The 16,503-nt window shown below is 36.5% G+C and carries 13 protein-coding genes; 12 read left to right on the forward strand and 1 reads right to left on the reverse strand.

Annotation, left to right across the window (positions count from 1 at the left end; genetic code table 11):
• Nucleotides 1–83 precede the first annotated feature (83 nt).
• Genes flaG through fliT form a run of 4 tightly spaced genes read left to right on the forward strand, consistent with a single transcriptional unit; the run spans nt 84 to nt 2,740 of the window.
• The gene (gene flaG, locus AC5LWL_RS05035) at nt 84–455 is read left to right on the forward strand and encodes a flagellar protein FlaG (protein ID WP_493433303.1); all 372 of its coding nucleotides are present in this window, start codon (nt 84–86) and stop codon (nt 453–455) included.
• Nucleotides 456–470: 15 nt separating this feature from the next.
• Nucleotides 471–1,979, forward strand: a complete 1,509-nt coding sequence (locus AC5LWL_RS05040) for a flagellar hook-associated protein 2 (protein ID WP_493433304.1) — start codon at nt 471–473, stop codon at nt 1,977–1,979.
• A gap of 18 nt (nt 1,980–1,997) precedes the next feature.
• Nucleotides 1,998–2,399, forward strand: coding sequence for a flagellar export chaperone FliS (gene fliS / locus AC5LWL_RS05045; RefSeq protein WP_493433305.1), 402 nt, complete (start codon nt 1,998–2,000; stop codon nt 2,397–2,399).
• The gene (gene fliT / locus AC5LWL_RS05050) at nt 2,399–2,740 is read left to right on the forward strand and encodes a flagellar protein FliT (protein WP_493433306.1); all 342 of its coding nucleotides are present in this window, start codon (nt 2,399–2,401) and stop codon (nt 2,738–2,740) included. Before fliS ends, fliT begins: the two co-directional genes overlap by 1 nt.
• 228 nt (nt 2,741–2,968) lie before the next feature.
• Here fliT and AC5LWL_RS05055 read toward each other — a convergent pair whose 3' ends face one another.
• Nucleotides 2,969–4,135: a glucose-1-phosphate adenylyltransferase gene (locus AC5LWL_RS05055; protein ID WP_493433307.1), complete on the reverse strand. Its 1,167-nt coding sequence runs from the start codon at nt 4,133–4,135 to the stop codon at nt 2,969–2,971.
• A gap of 1,390 nt (nt 4,136–5,525) precedes the next feature.
• Here AC5LWL_RS05055 and hpf point away from each other — a divergent pair.
• From hpf to AC5LWL_RS05095, 8 genes are all read left to right on the forward strand, one after another.
• Nucleotides 5,526–6,080 carry a ribosome hibernation-promoting factor, HPF/YfiA family gene (hpf, locus tag AC5LWL_RS05060; protein ID WP_493433308.1) on the forward strand — a complete coding sequence of 185 codons (555 nt, stop codon included), beginning with the start codon at nt 5,526–5,528 and terminating at the stop codon, nt 6,078–6,080.
• A gap of 434 nt (nt 6,081–6,514) precedes the next feature.
• The gene (secA, locus tag AC5LWL_RS05065; RefSeq protein WP_493433309.1) at nt 6,515–9,031 is read left to right on the forward strand and encodes a preprotein translocase subunit SecA; all 2,517 of its coding nucleotides are present in this window, start codon (nt 6,515–6,517) and stop codon (nt 9,029–9,031) included.
• Nucleotides 9,032–9,667: 636 nt separating this feature from the next.
• A protein-coding gene (prfB, locus tag AC5LWL_RS05070) for a peptide chain release factor 2 (RefSeq protein ID WP_493433310.1) occupies nt 9,668–10,778 on the forward strand; the annotation gives its coding sequence in 2 pieces (ribosomal slippage) (nt 9,668–9,739 and nt 9,741–10,778; 1,110 coding nt in all).
• A gap of 398 nt (nt 10,779–11,176) precedes the next feature.
• Nucleotides 11,177–11,989: a YitT family protein gene (locus AC5LWL_RS05075; RefSeq protein ID WP_493433311.1), complete on the forward strand. Its 813-nt coding sequence runs from the start codon at nt 11,177–11,179 to the stop codon at nt 11,987–11,989.
• Between the two features lie 331 nt (nt 11,990–12,320).
• Nucleotides 12,321–12,629, forward strand: a complete 309-nt coding sequence (gene cccB, locus AC5LWL_RS05080) for a cytochrome c551 (protein ID WP_493433312.1) — start codon at nt 12,321–12,323, stop codon at nt 12,627–12,629.
• A gap of 542 nt (nt 12,630–13,171) precedes the next feature.
• A complete protein-coding gene (gene ftsE, locus AC5LWL_RS05085) occupies nt 13,172–13,858 on the forward strand; it encodes a cell division ATP-binding protein FtsE (protein ID WP_493433313.1) in 687 nt (228 codons plus the stop codon).
• On the forward strand, nt 13,848–14,741 hold the full coding sequence (ftsX, locus tag AC5LWL_RS05090; protein ID WP_493433314.1) for a permease-like cell division protein FtsX: 894 nt from the start codon (nt 13,848–13,850) through the stop codon (nt 14,739–14,741). Before ftsE ends, ftsX begins: the two co-directional genes overlap by 11 nt.
• A 166-nt stretch (nt 14,742–14,907) precedes the next feature.
• Nucleotides 14,908–16,302: a murein hydrolase activator EnvC family protein gene (locus AC5LWL_RS05095; protein ID WP_493433315.1), complete on the forward strand. Its 1,395-nt coding sequence runs from the start codon at nt 14,908–14,910 to the stop codon at nt 16,300–16,302.
• The last annotated feature ends 201 nt before the right edge of the window (nt 16,303–16,503 follow it).

The raw sequence follows: 16,503 nt of genomic DNA on the forward strand, positions 1-16,503 counted from the left end.
TTCCCACAATTTTCTTTAATCTTTTGAAAAGTTGTCGATATAATCTATAGAAATTCTAGTTGTTAATTACAGGGGGATGTAAAATGATTGAAAAAGTTGTTTCCCAACCGATATTTACTGCATCTAGACAAATGGAACATAATCCAATTATGACAAATACAAACATAGAAAAAACAAATCATCCGGATGAGACTCTTCAAAAGGAAGAAGCTGATTCTGGAACTCAAATGAATGGAAAGAAGCTGAATGACATCGTGCAAGGCATGAATGAATTTATGGAGCCATCTCATACTTCGGTGAAATTTCAGCTGCATGAAAAGTTAAATGAATACTATGTCACAATTGTGGATGATGTGACCGATGAAGTGGTCAAGGAAATCCCATCAAAAAAATTCTTAGATATGTATGCTGCGATGACCGAGTTTGTCGGTTTAGTAGTGGATAAAAAGGCATAAAGAGGTGAGTGGATTTTGGTTACTAGAATAAGCGGGCTAGCGAGCGGCATGGACATTGATTCCATGGTAGAACAGCTAATGCAGGCCGAACGAAAACCATTAGACAAAATTACACAAAAGAAAACTTACACAGAATGGCAAAGAGATGACTACCGTACGATGAATTCCATGCTGCTTGAATTGGATCAGCAGATTTCCAACGGTGTTTCAAGACAGGCAAGTTATATAAAAAAAGCGGTCAATGTTTCTGACCCGAATGCTGTTTCGATTAAAAACATTAATTCGACGATTGATTTTACCGGGTCTCTTCAAGTGAATAAGTTGGCTACGGCTGCGACGATGTTTAGTACAGCTGAAACGGCTATTACTAATTCATCGGATAAGCTAAATATAGGAGAACAAACAATTAAAATCAGTGCGATTGCAAAAGATGGGAAAATGCAGGAAAAGCCGTTTGAATTGAAAATCACAGCTAATGATACTTTAGATAGTGTAATCGCTAAAATTAATAAAGATTCTGGTGTAACAGCATTTTATGATGCTAATTCTAAAAAGATATCCTTTACTGCTAAAAACACAGGGGATATTGAGAATGGTTCAGAAATTGTCTTATCAGATGATGGAGCATCGGGAGAGAAGTTTTTTAACAATATCTTAAAAGTAAATAGTAATAATAAGCTTGCAGTGTCTTATAATGCTGGAACACAAGGAACCAACGCTGAACTTACCTATAACGGTATGGACATCACTCGTTCTTCTAATACCTTCCAAATTAATGGAGTGGAATTTACAGCAAAACAGGTAACATCCACTCCTGTCACATTTTCTTCAACAGCGGATGTTGATGGAATTATGGATACGATTGTTAAGTTTGTTGATAAATATAATGAAGTGATTGATAAAATAAAAACCAAAACTGGTGAATCAAAGTATCGTGATTATGCTCCGCTTACAACAGCACAAAAGAAGGATATGGAAGAGGATGACATTAAGCTTTGGGAAGAAAAGGCGAAAAGCGGAACTCTTCGCAATGATTCTATCTTATCTGGAATTTTGACGAAAATGAGAGGCAATATAAGCGGTCCAGTTTCCGGATCTACTGGATTTACACAGCTTTCGCAAATTGGAATTACCACAACAAGCAATTACTTGGATGGCGGAAAATTAACCATCGATGAAGATAAACTGCGTGCTGCTATCTCTGAAAATCCAAATGGCATCTATGAACTTTTTCAAAAAAGCGGAGCTGCTACTTCATCTGAGCAAGGAATTGCCCAGCGTCTTCGTGCCAGTTTAAAAACGGCGATGAATGATATCAAGGCAAAAGCAGGCGGGGCATCAAGTGTTAATAATACATTTACGATTGGCAAGCTGCTAAATAATTATGCAGACCAAATTACTCGTTATGAAGATAAATTAAAAACAACAGAGAACCGCTATTATACTAAGTTTACTGCGATGGAAACAGCAATAAGCAAAGCAAATAGTCAATCAACTTATTTAACCAATATGTTTAGTTCGTAATAAAGGAGTTTTAAAAACATGGCAACTTCCAATCCATATCAATCGTATCAGCAAAACGCTGTTACTACTGCATCGCCAGGGGATCTAACATTAATGCTTTATAACGGTTGCTTAAAATTTATTCACTTGGCAAAAAAAGCAATCGATGAAAAGAATATAGAGGTAAGAAATGTTAATATCCAAAAAACACAAAATATTATCCAGGAATTAATGGTAACATTAAATATGGATATTCCTGTTTCTAAAAACATGATGGCTCTTTATGACTATATGAACCGTCAGTTAATGAGGGCAAATATTGAAAGCAATCGCAGCATTTTAGAAGAAGTAGAACTATTAATTACGGAATTCCGTGATACTTGGAAAGAGGCAGTCCAGCTTAATCGTCAAAAGCAATATGGTCAAGGCGGTCAGATTTAATGGAAGCAATAAAGCAATGTTATACGATTACGGCAAGTTTAATTCGAGTATTGAAGGAAGACACTGATAAAGAGGAGTTTATTCCCAAAGTAGAAGAGTTGCTGAATCAAAGACAAGCTTGTTTGACCTTGCTATCCCCTCCACAAACGGGAAGAGAGAAGCAGCTTGGAAAAGCATTGTTACAGCAAGATGAAGAGCTGCTACAGCTTATGAATGAGGAAAAAAACAATATACAGCAGGAATTGAAAAAGCTGAAAATAAAAAAAGCATCCAATCAAAAATATGTGAATCCATATCAGTCCCTGCAGACAGATGGCGTATTTTATGATCGGCGTAATTAATAGAATACTAAAGCAAAGAAAAAATGCACGAGAGATTTCAAATACGAATCTCTTGTGCATTTTTTCGTGTAAAGGAATGATATAAAGAACAAAATGATGTGGAAAATCCGAATTCTATCCATCATCCATATTACATGAAAGCTAACAGAAGCAGGCAGCAGCTTTCATTTTTTATAAAAAACAAGAGGAAGGACACGGATGCCCTCCTCATTTATATATAAGCGAAGTTCAAATCACTTTTGACATGGCATTACGAGTTTGTTTAGCTACTATGTCTTCATCCACTAAAATAACATCTGAAGCTATGTTTTCAGGTGCAATAATAGTATGCTCGTTAACGGTTACATTACAAGCAACAACTGCTTTTTCAACCACTGCATTTTCTTTAACTACTGCACCAGGAAGAAGCACAGAGTCTTTTATAATCGCTCCTTTTCCAATCGTTACTCCGTTGAATAAAACAGAGTTTTCTACCGTTCCATAGACCTCGCAGCCTTCACTTATTAAGGAATGATTAACGTTAGCGGTTTCATCAAGAAACGAAGGAGGGTAGGATTGTTCATCAGTGAAGATGTTCCACTTTTTATCATTTAAGAAAATATTGCTTTCTTTATTTAATAAATCCAAATTTGCTTCCCAGAAACTATCAACTGTACCGACATCTTTCCAATAGCCTTTAAAGTTGTAGGCGAATAGTTTAAGATTGTCGTTTAGCATGGCAGGAATGATATCTTTGCCAAAATCCTTCGAGGACAATTCATTTTTTTCTTCTTTATCTAAGTAAGCTTTTAATGTTTTCCAATTAAAGATATATACACCCATGGAAGCTTTATTGGAGAGAGGCTTGGCAGGTTTTTCTTCAAAATCAATAATTCGATTTTGCTGACCATCTGTATTCATGATTCCAAATCTGCTTGCTTCAGCCCAAGGTACCTCTGTTACAGAGATGGTGGCTTCGGCTCCTGTTTTTATATGCTGTTGAAGCATTTTATCATAATCCATTTTATAAATATGATCACCAGAAATCACAAGTACATATTCAGGATCATACTGTTCAATAAAAGCAGTATTTTGGTAAATGGCATGTGCCGTGCCATTATACCAGCGTTCTTCATTTCCGCATTGATAAGGAGGTAGGATACTTAAGCCGCCTTGTCTACTGTCTAAATCCCAATCTTTTCCGTCGCCAATATAATTTTGTAAAATATGTGGCTGGTATTGTGTTAAAACGCCAACAGTATCAATTCCTGAATTGCGGCAATTACTTAAAGTAAAATCAATGATGCGGTATTTACCGCCAAATGGTACAGCAGGTTTAGCCAGCTGTTCTGTCAATTTTCTAAGTCTTGTCCCTCTTCCACCAGCTAAAAGCATTGCAACACATTGTTTCTTCAAATGAATTTCCCTCCTGTATGCGTTTTCTTTAAATGCATGTATAGTTACTATAACCGATCGTCTTCCCAAAGCTTATAGTAGTATTCCTCTTCTTCTTTATGTTCTAGCGTTTTCTCTAGATTTTCTTGGTGATCTGTTAATCGAAGTAATTCTTTCATGGTGTTCTCCTCTTTCTTCGTTGATATCTTGTTCAATTGAAATTATTGTAGCAGACTTTACTTGTTTAAATAATGAAAAGATTTAGAGTAATTTAGCTAAACATCGACAAAATCCTGCACTGAATTAAACGTTAATCGTCTTTTATTCGCTGAATTGAGATGTTTAATAGATAATTTGTCGAAAGGTTTTTCATGTAACTGGTTTAAAGCAGCCATAATGTAGGTAATCGACCTTACAATATGGTTGTAGTGGTTCGGTTTGATATGTAGAGGTTTCTACAAATAACAAACGAGCTGTCTTTCTTTTCCCATTTTCACAAGTTGAGTATCTTGATGTATTTATAGCCGTTTATTTTCTAAATGAAACCTAAATTTTTTTCGAGTGATTAGTTTTTTTATTTTTATTGGTGGCGTATACATTATGGTTGTGTGTTTTTAAGGCATCTGTTGTTGTAGCTCTCTCAATGGGGCCGCAGCCTGCATACACTTCGCTTTCCATGGGGCGGGCGGCGAGCCTCCTCGGAGCATGCTCCTGTGGGGTCTCGCCTGTCCCGCAATTCCCATAGGAGTCTTCGTGTATTCCGGCTGCTTCCTGTTTCAAACTTAGAGTATAAAACGAAATGGAAAGCTGCTTCTTTTCATGCGCCATGTAGCAAAATTAGTTTCATGGTTGTCTACCCTGAAAAAAGGATTTGGCTCTCTCAATTAGTCCGCAGCCTGCATACACTTCGCTTTCCTGCGGGCGAGTGCCGAGCCTCCTCGCTACGCTGCGGGGTCTCGTCTTTCTCGCATTCCCGCGGGAGTCTTCGTGTATGCTGGCTGCTCTTTGTTTCAATACCTATCAACGAACTTAATAAAATTGCTTATTTTTTGCCTTCATGTTGCAAATTTTGTTTGGATGGATGTGTATTCGAAAAGTAGGCTTGGGTTGAGTTGGTTCTCATTGGCTGATTTCATGCTTCGGGGAAAGCTGTAGCTTTATTTTTAAAATAATCTAAACTAGGTCGTCTCAAGGTATAAAAAGGAATTTATTGTTGCGAACTTTGCGTAATTATTTTAAAAATCACTTATTTTTCACAAATTTGTCGAAATTTCTAAAAGTTTTAGCAGGAAATGGACGGGGTAGACTAGAAATAGATAGTATAGTCAAAAAAATTCCTTTGAAGAATATTTACGATATTTATTTGGGAATATAAGACTTGCACTGGAAAATATAAAGGAGGAGTAACTATATGAACTTCAACATTAGAGGAGAAAACATTGAGGTAACTCCAGCGATTAGAGAATATGTAGAAAAGAAAATTTCTAAACTAGAGCGTTATTTTTCCGAAACACCAGATGCAAATGTGATGGTCAATTTAAAAACGTATAATGATAAAACATCAAAAGTCGAAGTAACAATCCCGATGAGTCAATTGGTGCTGCGTGCAGAGGAAGATCATGTGGACATGTATGCTGCGATTGATTTAATAGTCGATAAATTAGATAGACAAATTAGAAAACATAAAACAAAAGTAAATCGTAAATACCGTGAAAAAGGCAGTGTGACAGAATTGTTTGGAGCATTGGAAACAAGCACTGCAACTGCCGTAGAAGAAGATGAAGGTGAGTTCGAAATTGTCCGCCAAAAACGCTTTAATTTAAAGCCAATGGACAGTGAAGAGGCAATCTTGCAAATGGATATGCTTGGACATAACTTTTTTGTTTACACAGATGCGGAAACAAATTCCACCAATATTGTGTATAAACGAAAAGACGGGAAATATGGTTTAATTGAAGCAAAATAACAAATTGCAAATCGCAGGGCTAATGGTCCTGCGATTTTTTTGTTCTGAAAATTTAATAAATATGGCGGAAATAAGTGTATAATAGAAAAAATGTCGCCACGCTAACTAGTACATAAGTTGTCACTCTAGTATGGAAATGGTAAGATAGATTAGATTAGGAAATTATTTAATTGGAAAATGACGAATGATATATTGGTGAATTATCTTCCAAACTAATATAGAAAAATAATATTGTTAGGCTGCTTTCTATTCAGTTAATAACAATCTAAATGAAAAGTGCCTATTATGTTTCATTAACAGAAGAGACAAATTTTTTTCATGTGATTTTAATGAAGGATAACTATGCTAACAAGGCGAAAGAATCGGTAAAAAATAACCTGTTAGTGTTGAGTTTCTTCCTAACTATAACCATATAAATAAAGGAGCGTTTTTTAATGCTTGGAATTTTAAATAAAGTGTTTGATCAAAATAAGCGCGATTTGAAGAAATTAGTTAAAATTGCGGACAAGGTGGAACTGCTTGCTGATGAGACAGCAGCTTTATCTGATGAACAATTAAAGGCGAAAACAGAAGAGTTTAAAGCGCGCTATCAAAAAGGAGAAACATTAGACGAGCTGCTTGTAGAAGCTTTTGCTGTTGTACGTGAAGGCGCAAAACGTGTTCTTGGTCTATATCCTTACCATGTTCAGCTAATGGGTGGTGCTTCCCTTCACGAAGGAAATATTTCCGAGATGAAAACAGGGGAAGGGAAAACATTAACTGCAACTATGCCAGTTTATTTAAATGCACTTTCTGGAAAAGGCGTACATGTTGTAACAGTCAATGAATATTTGGCTACACGTGATGCAGCTGAAATGGGTGTGCTTTACGAATTCCTTGGATTAACAGTTGGGTTGAACTTAAACTCCTTATCAAAAGAAGAAAAACAAGCTGCTTATAGTGCTGATATTACGTATGGTACGAATAATGAACTTGGTTTCGATTATCTGCGTGATAACATGGTTCTTTATAATGATCAAAAAGTACAAAGACCGTTGTATTATGCTGTTATTGATGAAGTCGATTCAATTTTAATTGATGAAGCGCGTACACCATTAATTATTTCTGGTTCTGCACAAAAATCAACGCAATTATATGTGCGTGCCAATACATTCGTAAGCAGTTTAAAACCAGAAAAAGACTATATTTATGATGAAAAAACAAAAGGTGTTCAGCTGACTGAAGAGGGTATGTCAAAGGCAGAACGTGTTTTCCAAATTGAAAACTTGTTTGATGTTACAAATGTTGCGATTAATCATCATATTTCCCAGGCATTAAAAGCCCATGCCAGCATGCATAATGATGTAGATTATGTAGTGCAAGATGGCGAAATTGTGATTGTTGACCAGTTTACAGGTCGTTTAATGAAAGGTCGCCGCTATAGTGACGGGCTTCATCAAGCTATTGAAGCAAAAGAAAACTTAGAAATTCAAAATGAAAGCATGACGCTTGCAACGATTACATTCCAAAACTACTTCCGCATGTACGAAAAACTTGCTGGTATGACAGGTACGGCTAAAACAGAGGAAGAAGAATTCCGTAATATTTACAATATGAATGTTGTGGTTATCCCAACAAATCGTGATATCGTTCGTGATGACCGTGCTGATTTGATTTATGCGAGCATGGATGGGAAATTTAAAGCAGTAGTGGAAGACATAGCAGAACGTCATAAAAAAGGACAGCCTGTTCTTGTTGGTACAGTGGCGATTGAAACATCCGAAATTATTTCAAAATATCTTTCAAAAAAAGGCATTCCCCATAATATTTTGAATGCGAAAAACCATGAACGTGAAGCGGAAATTATCGCTAATGCTGGTGAAAAGGGTGCTGTCACAATTGCCACAAATATGGCTGGTCGTGGTACTGATATCAAATTAGGTGTAGGCATTAAAGAGGTTGGCGGTTTATCTGTTATTGGTACAGAGCGTCATGAAAGTAGACGTATTGATAACCAGCTTCGTGGACGTTCTGGACGTCAAGGGGATCCCGGTGTGACACAATTTTATCTTTCTATGGAAGATGAATTAATGCGCAGATTCGGTTCTGACAACATGAAAAATATGATGACAAAATTAGGCATGGACGATACGCAGCCTATTCAAAGCAAAATGGTTTCCCGTGCAGTAGAATCTGCGCAAAAACGCGTGGAAGGAAATAACTTTGATTCACGGAAACAGCTTTTACAATATGATGATGTACTTCGTCAACAACGGGAAATTATCTATAAACAGCGTAATGAGGTATTAACTTCTGACAATTTACGTTCCATTGTGGAAGGCATGATTAAATCTTCATTAGAACGCAATGTGTTAGCACATACTCCCGATCATGAAGATCAGGAAACATGGAATATACAGGCAGTTATTGATTATGCATATGGCAATCTTCTTCATGAAGGGGAATTGGAATTAAGTGAACTTCGTGGCAAAGACGGTGAAGAAATTGTCGACATCATTTTTGCAAAAGTAATTAAAAGCTATGATGAAAAAGAAGAACAATTATCGTCTGAGCAAATGCGCGAATTTGAAAAAGTTATTGTGCTACGTGCAGTGGACAGTAAATGGATTGATCATATTGATGCAATGGATCAACTTCGCCAAGGAATTCATTTACGTGCATATGGTCAAATCGATCCGCTTCGTGAGTATCAAGGGGAAGGATTTGCGATGTTTGAGCAAATGGTTATTTCTATCGAAGAAGATGTGGCGAAATATATTATGAAAGCTGAAATTCGCAACAACTTACAAAGGGAAGAAGTAATCAAAGGACAAGCGGTTAATCCTAAAGAAGAAGGCGAAAAGAAACCAAAGAAAAGACCAGTAACTAAAAAAATGGACGTAGGCCGAAACGCTCCTTGTTTCTGCGGCAGTGGCCAAAAGTATAAAAACTGCTGTGGAAAAAATGTATAAAAATCTTTAAATAAAACCTGTCTTTTATTTGAAAAGAGGCAGGTTTTTTGACTGTTAAGATGAATGTGGGGAACTAGGCGAAGGAAGACTAAATTAGAGTATTAAGGAAAAAACGTGGGGAACGCGGAATAACTGGGAGAAACGCGGAAAAAACTCGAGGAACGCGGGAAAAAAGGGAGAAACGCGGAATAAACTCGAGGAACCCGGGAAAAAAGGGAGAAACGCGGAATAAACTTGAGGAACGCGGAAAAAACGTGGGGAACGCGGAATAAACTCGAGGAACGCGGAAAAAACGTGGGGAACGCGGAATAAACTCGAGGAACGCGGAAAAAACGGGAGGAACGCGGAATAAACATGAGAAACGCGGAAAAAACTTGAGGAACGCGGAAAAAACGGGAGAAACGCGGGAAAAACCAGTGATTGTGCAATAAAAGTGGAGCGATTTTGTAATATAAGTGAAACGTTTCACTACTGAAACAACAGAGAAAAGAAAATCTCCTGATGGAAGCCTTCTCTAATCTTGCAGTTCAACTCTTTTCTTCTATAAGTATGGTGCTTGCGCTTATCACAAGGAAAGCCATATAATACATAAAGGAGTAATTAATAGCCATAAATTAAATAAAGGGTGACAAATAAATGGAATTAGCAGATATTCGTAATGAGTTAGAAAAGATAGAGGTAACACTAGAAAACTTTAGGGGGTCTCTTTGACTTAGATAATAAAGAGGCTCGTATTGCGGAGTTGGAAGATGAAATGTTGCAGCCGGATTTTTGGAATGATCAGCAGGCGGCACAAACGGTAATTTCAGAAAGCAATGCACTGAAGGACCAAGCGCATGAATTCTATAATCTTTTTGAAACATATGAAAACCTAGAGTTAACATATGAGTTAGTGAAAGAAGAAGATGATGCGGAGTTAAGAGCGGATTTAGAGGATGAACTTACCCAGTTAATGAAACGTTTAAGTGATTTTGAACTGAATTTACTGCTAAGTGAACAATATGATAAAAACAATGCTATTTTAGAGTTGCATCCAGGTGCTGGTGGAACGGAATCACAAGACTGGGGAAGCATGCTGCTCCGTATGTATACAAGATGGGCGGAGAAGAAAGGCTTCAAAGTAGAAACATTAGATTATTTACCTGGTGATGAAGCGGGTATTAAAAGTGTAACGCTTGCAATTAAAGGTCATAATGCTTTTGGCTATTTGAAAGCGGAAAAAGGAGTGCATCGTCTTGTACGTATTTCTCCATTTGATTCGTCTGGCCGAAGACATACAAGCTTTGTTTCTTGTGATATTATGCCAGAATTTAATGATGAAATTGAAATTGAAATACGCACAGAAGATTTAAAAGTTGATACGTACCGTGCGAGTGGTGCAGGTGGACAGCATATCAATACAACTGATTCTGCTGTACGGATTACCCATATGCCAACAGGTGTCGTTGTTTCCTGTCAAACAGAGCGTTCTCAAATTAAAAACAGAGAAACAGCAATGAAAATGTTGAAATCAAAACTTTACCAAAAGAAAATTGAAGAACAAGAAGAAAAATTAGCAGAGATTCGCGGAGAGCAGAAAGAAATAGGCTGGGGAAGCCAAATCCGCTCTTATGTGTTCCATCCTTATTCCATGGTAAAAGATCATCGTACAAATACAGAAGTGGGGAACACTCAATCAGTAATGGATGGAGATTTAGATATATTCATTAATGCATACCTTCGTTCAAAACTTAGTGTTAGTGAATAAGCTTCCATACAAAAATAACAATTAGAAGCAAAATCGAAAATGCAGTCCTTGAGCACCTGTCTCTAGGGCTGCATTTTTTTATTAGTAGTTTTGTCCGAAAAGAGGCAGGATAAAAATCCAATATAGGTTCTTCTGATTTTGTCGGTAAGCATCTTTTATGAGAGCGTAGAAGCAATGAGTTCTCGTCGATATTGCTATTCAACTCTTTAACACGCTAATCTAGCATGGTTTACACTATTCTTAATGGATGATATACTCTCTGCTGGGAAATAATAAAAAGAAGAAATCTGTCGTTTTATATAATCACTATTTTGGAAAAATTCCTTTATAACGGTTGTACTATCGTGATACAAATAGTAATCATAAAAACGGACAAATTTTTAAAGAGGTGTAGTTTCGTGCGTGAGTATATATACGTAATAATCGGGGCAGCGATTGTGGCGTTAACGTTTAATTTATTTTTACTGCCAAATCATATCGCATCTGGTGGAGTAAGTGGGATTAGTACCATCACAAATACGTTATTTCATTGGGAGCCTGCCTTTGTTCAATGGGCATTTAATATTCCATTATTTATTGCTGGAGTTATTTTATTAGGAAAAAAGTTTGGAGCAAAAACATTAGTTGGTACGATTTTTCTTCCGTTTGTCGTGTATTTATCGAAGGATGTAGAGCCTTGGACAAATGAGCCATTATTAGCAGCATTATATGGTGGAATAGGGATAGGTCTTGGAATTGGTATTGTTTTTAAAGGGAAAGCTTCTACAGGTGGAACGGATCTTGCAGCCCAGCTAATTAATAAATATACTGGCATGTCTTTGGGAAAATGTGTTGCCATGATTGATGGGTTAATCGTTATTACGGCAGCGATTGTTTTCAATATAGAACAAGGACTATATGCTTTGATTGCCCTGTTTGTTACAAGTAAAACAATAGACCTTGTTCAAGTTGGAATTGGAAGCTCGAAAATGGCTCTGATTATCACGGAGAAGCAGGACGCTGTCAGAGATCAAATTTTAACGAAAATTGATAGAGGAGTTACGCGGCTGACTGCACATGGGGGCTATACGGACAATGAACGCCCGATTCTTTTATGTGTGGTTGATCAATCACAGTTTACGAGATTAAAGACGGTTGTGCAATCGATTGATTCTACAGCGTTTGTTATTGTAATGGATGCTTCAGAGGTGTTGGGAAAGGGTTTTAAATAGAGAGATGCTGGGAAGGGAGTCTGTTGGAATATTTATTCGCATGGATTATCAACGCTTTTCCGCTTTTCTTTTGGCTATCCGGAAAAGAGGAATGCACGCTCAATTAGTCCTCAGCTGGAATACACTTCGCATTCCTGCGGGAGTCTTTGTGTAGTCCGGCTAAATTACTTTCTTCATGCATTGGTGTCTACTTGAAAAGGGATGCTCTAAAAAATACAAACTAGCCCTCTCCACTTTTGGTTGAAACGATAAAATTTCAGAAAAGAGCTTAAAATAAAAACAGAATTGGTATAATAAAGAAATGAATACTCATAAGGGAGTGTGTCTTGGGATGAAGAAGCTGCTTGTTCTGCTGTTTTTTATGTTGATTGTGTTAACTGGATGCGGTAATAAGGATGATTCGTCTTCTAGCTCTGCAAAAGCAGGCGATCCGGAAAAACTTTATAATCAGAAATGTTCCATTTGTCATGGCAGTAATTTAGAAGGCGGCGGCGGTCCGAAATTAGATGCTGTTGGTTCGGAGCTTTCTAAAGAAGACATCGAGAAGATTATTCTTGAAGGAAAAGGAACAATGCCTAAAGGAGTTTTAAAAGGGGAAGATGCAAAAGCAGTAGCTGAATGGCTATCTGAAAAAAAATAAAAAAAGAATGCCTTATTTTTTATCGATGGGATTAGAAAATCGATAAGAAAAAGCATTCTTTTTTTTAGTTTATTACAGAAAAATAAGGTGAAGGGAAAAAATCTCTATAACTTAAACCAAATTGTCTCAAAACGTGAAAAGAAATTTATAACAGTGAATTTGGAGTTATTATAAAAACATTTCATGAATGCTTCATTTATAAAAATAAGTAAATTTTTCCTTTTTTAGTGCTGGTAAATAGGTTAAAATATCTATAATAATAAATATTCGCAAAAAAAATGGGGGAAATGGTCGACATGTAGTACTATTAGAGCAGGAGATATACCCGTTAGATAATAAGAATAGTACTTTTTGAGATGTTTGAAAAGAAAATGTAATAATTTTTTGAGTTAATTTACCGTGTTATGATGATATAATAACTTAGGTAATAAAAATAACAAGCTAATTTTTTTTAGCTTGATTCATTTAAATGCTAAATATTTGTCGAATTGTGTTTTTTTTTGCGAAAGTTTCTAACAAATAAAAATCAGGTGTGATATTAAATGATAGAAATGAAGAATGTTGTCAAAAAATATTCCAATGGTGTAATAGCCGTCAATGGATTGGATGTTAAAATAAATCAAGGTGAATTTGTTTACGTAGTAGGACCAAGTGGTGCAGGAAAATCTACTTTTATAAAAATGATGTACCGAGAAGAAAAGCCAACACAAGGTACAATCACAATAAATGGAATTAATTTAGCGAAATTAAAATTGAAAAAGGTACCGTTATTACGGCGGAGCATGGGAGTAGTTTTCCAAGATTTTAAGTTGCTCCCTACCTTGACTGTATATGAAAATGTTGCCTTTGCACTGGAAGTAATTGAAGAAAATCCAAAATATATTAAAAAACGTGTCATGGAAACACTAAGTCTTGTTGGTCTCAAACATAAAGCAAGAATGCTACCAACAGAACTGTCCGGTGGAGAACAGCAGCGTGTGTCGATTGCACGTTCGATAGTAAACTCTCCTAAACTAGTGATTGCTGATGAACCAACCGGAAATTTGGATCCGGAGACTTCTTGGGAAATTATGAATCTACTAGAAGAAATCAATACTAGAGGAACAACGATTATTATGGCGACGCATAATAAGGAAATTGTAAATACGATTAAGCATCGTGTTATTGCAATTGAAAGTGGAAGAATAGTTCGGGATGAGCAGCGAGGTGATTACGGATATGAAGGCTAGAACAGTTCGTAGACACGCAAGAGAGAGTTTTAAAAGCTTATTTAGAAATGGATGGATGACATTTGCATCTATAAGCTCAGTAACCATTACGTTAATACTTGTTGGTGTCTTTTTCGTTATAATGATGAATTTAAATAAAGTTGCAACAACAATTGAGGAAAATGTAGAGATTCGTGTACACATTGATATTGCTGCAAATCAAAAGGAAAAAGATGTTTTACAAGAAAAGATTAAAGATATAGCAGAGGTTAAAAGTGTCAAGTTTTCTCCTAAATCAGAGGAATTAGAAAATTTGATCTCCAGTCTCGGTGATGATGGAGATGCCTTCAAACTGTTTCAACAAGATAATCCGTTAAACGATGTATTTATTGTTAAAACAACAGATCCGACAGACACAATAAAGGTTGCTGATGAAATTAAAGAATTTGACCATGCAGCGAAAGTAAAATACGGACAAGGTTCTGTTGAAAAACTATTTAAAGTGATAAAAGTCAGTAGAAATGTTGGTATTGTATTAATCATTGGTTTGCTCTTCACAGCAATGTTTTTAATTTCTAATACGATTAAAATTACGATTGTGGCAAGAAGAAGAGAGATTGAGATTATGAAATTAGTAGGTGCTACGAACTGGTTTATCCGCTGGCCATTCTTTCTTGAAGGTATGTGGTTAGGAGTACTAGGATCGGTTGTGCCGATTGCGGCAGTTTCAACCGTTTATTATTACGCCTACCAGTATGTAAAACCTAAACTAGCTGCGAATTTTATCCAAATTCTTGATTATACACCGTTTGTATATCAAGTTTCCACATTGCTTCTTCTAATGGGAGGAATTATTGGAATTTGGGGAAGCGTTATGAGTATTCGTAAGTTTTTAAAAGTTTAAAGTGACACAAATCTTATAGTGAGTAATAAGGGAAGACGATAGATCAATGGGGATGCCCCACATGGTGGTTTCAGATTCTAGTTTAATCATGTGGGGATATTTAATGTGTGCAAAATAAGTACTTACATAAATAGAGTGATTTGATAAAGAGAAAGGAGCTATAGGCTTGAAAAAATCAATAGTAAAATTAGCGGTTGTTGCTACACTTGGGATTAGCGGTGTAGTCATGCAAACACCAAAATCCACTACATATGCAGCTAGTTCCTTAAACGATCTAAACAAGCAGAAAGAAGAAATCGAAAATAAAAAAAATAAGGTTGAATCAAAATTAACCGATAAAAATGATGAAATAGCAGATGTTCAGGGGAAACAAACCGATGTAAAGGCGGAAATCGAACGATTAAATACGGCTATCTCCAGCACACAAGTGAAAATTATTGAAAAAAAGGAACAAATAGCGACCACAAAAGCAGATGTTAAAAAGTTAGAAGCACAGATTAAAGAAGTGGAAAAAAGAATTGAAAAAAGAAATGAACTTTTAAAAGAGAGAGCTAGATCTTATCAAGAAACTGGTGGTGCTGTCAGCTATATCGATGTGTTGATGGGGGCACAAAGTTTCAGTGATTTTATTGACCGAATGGGCGCAGTAGCAACCATATTAGCTGCAGACCAAGATATACTAAAAGAACAAGAAGCAGATAAAAAGCTATTAGAAGATTCAAAAACAGATTTAAAAACGAAATTAAGTGCTCTTGAAAAGATGTTAGGTGATTTAGAGGGCATGAAGTCCAGCTTAAATAAACAAAAAAAAGAAAAAGATAATTTAATGGCATCCCTTAAGAATAAAGAAGATGCTATTCATACAGAAATGTTATCACTAGAAGAAGAAGAATCTATTTTAGCTGATCAAAAGGTAGCGATGCAAAAAGCAATTAGCCTTGAGAAAGAACGTTTAGCTGAGGCAGCGAGACAAGCAGAGATTGCGAGAAAAGCAGAATTAGAAAGACAAAGAAAAGCAGCAGCTGCAGCAGCGAAGGCCGCACAAGCAGCAAAAGCGAATAATACAGCGGCTTCTAGTTCATCTGCTGCTGCTTCTAATACAGAAGCAAGCTCTGATAGTTCTTCGACAGAGCCAGCACCAGCACCACAAGTTTCATCTGGCAACTTTACGAAACCAGCAAATGGCAGGGTCACATCTGGATTAGGCCAGCGTTGGGGTTCATTCCATGCTGGAATAGATATTGCGGCAAGTGGAGCAGTACCAGTTGTTGCAGCAGCGGATGGAGTGGTTATTCGTTCTTATACATCTCCTAGTTATGGAGAAGTCGTTTTTATCTCTCATTCAATTGATGGCCAAATTTATACAACCGTGTATGCACATATGCGATCTGGCAGCAGAACGGTTGGAGCAGGCCAAGTGGTTCAAAAAGGCCAGCATATTGGTACAATGGGGAATACTGGGGATTCCCAAGGTCAGCATTTGCATTTTGAATTGCATAGAGGCGAATGGAATGCAGCGAAATCAAATGCAATCAATCCAATTGGTATTGTTCCAATGTAATAGTTAACTAGTTGTTTAAACAGTCTTGTGGTATTCCACTAGGCTGTTTTTTTGTCCGATTTATCGTTTTTTGTCGAAAAATCGATAAGTTGAACAAAAAAGAAGATAAATCCTCTGAAAAAGAGGAGAAAAGAAAAAATACGAAGATAAACCTCCCAAAAAAGAAGAAGCAGGAAAAACAGCTCCTGAAATAATGATTTT

This window comes from Niallia sp. WK069_GA_01 (assembly GCF_983173855.1).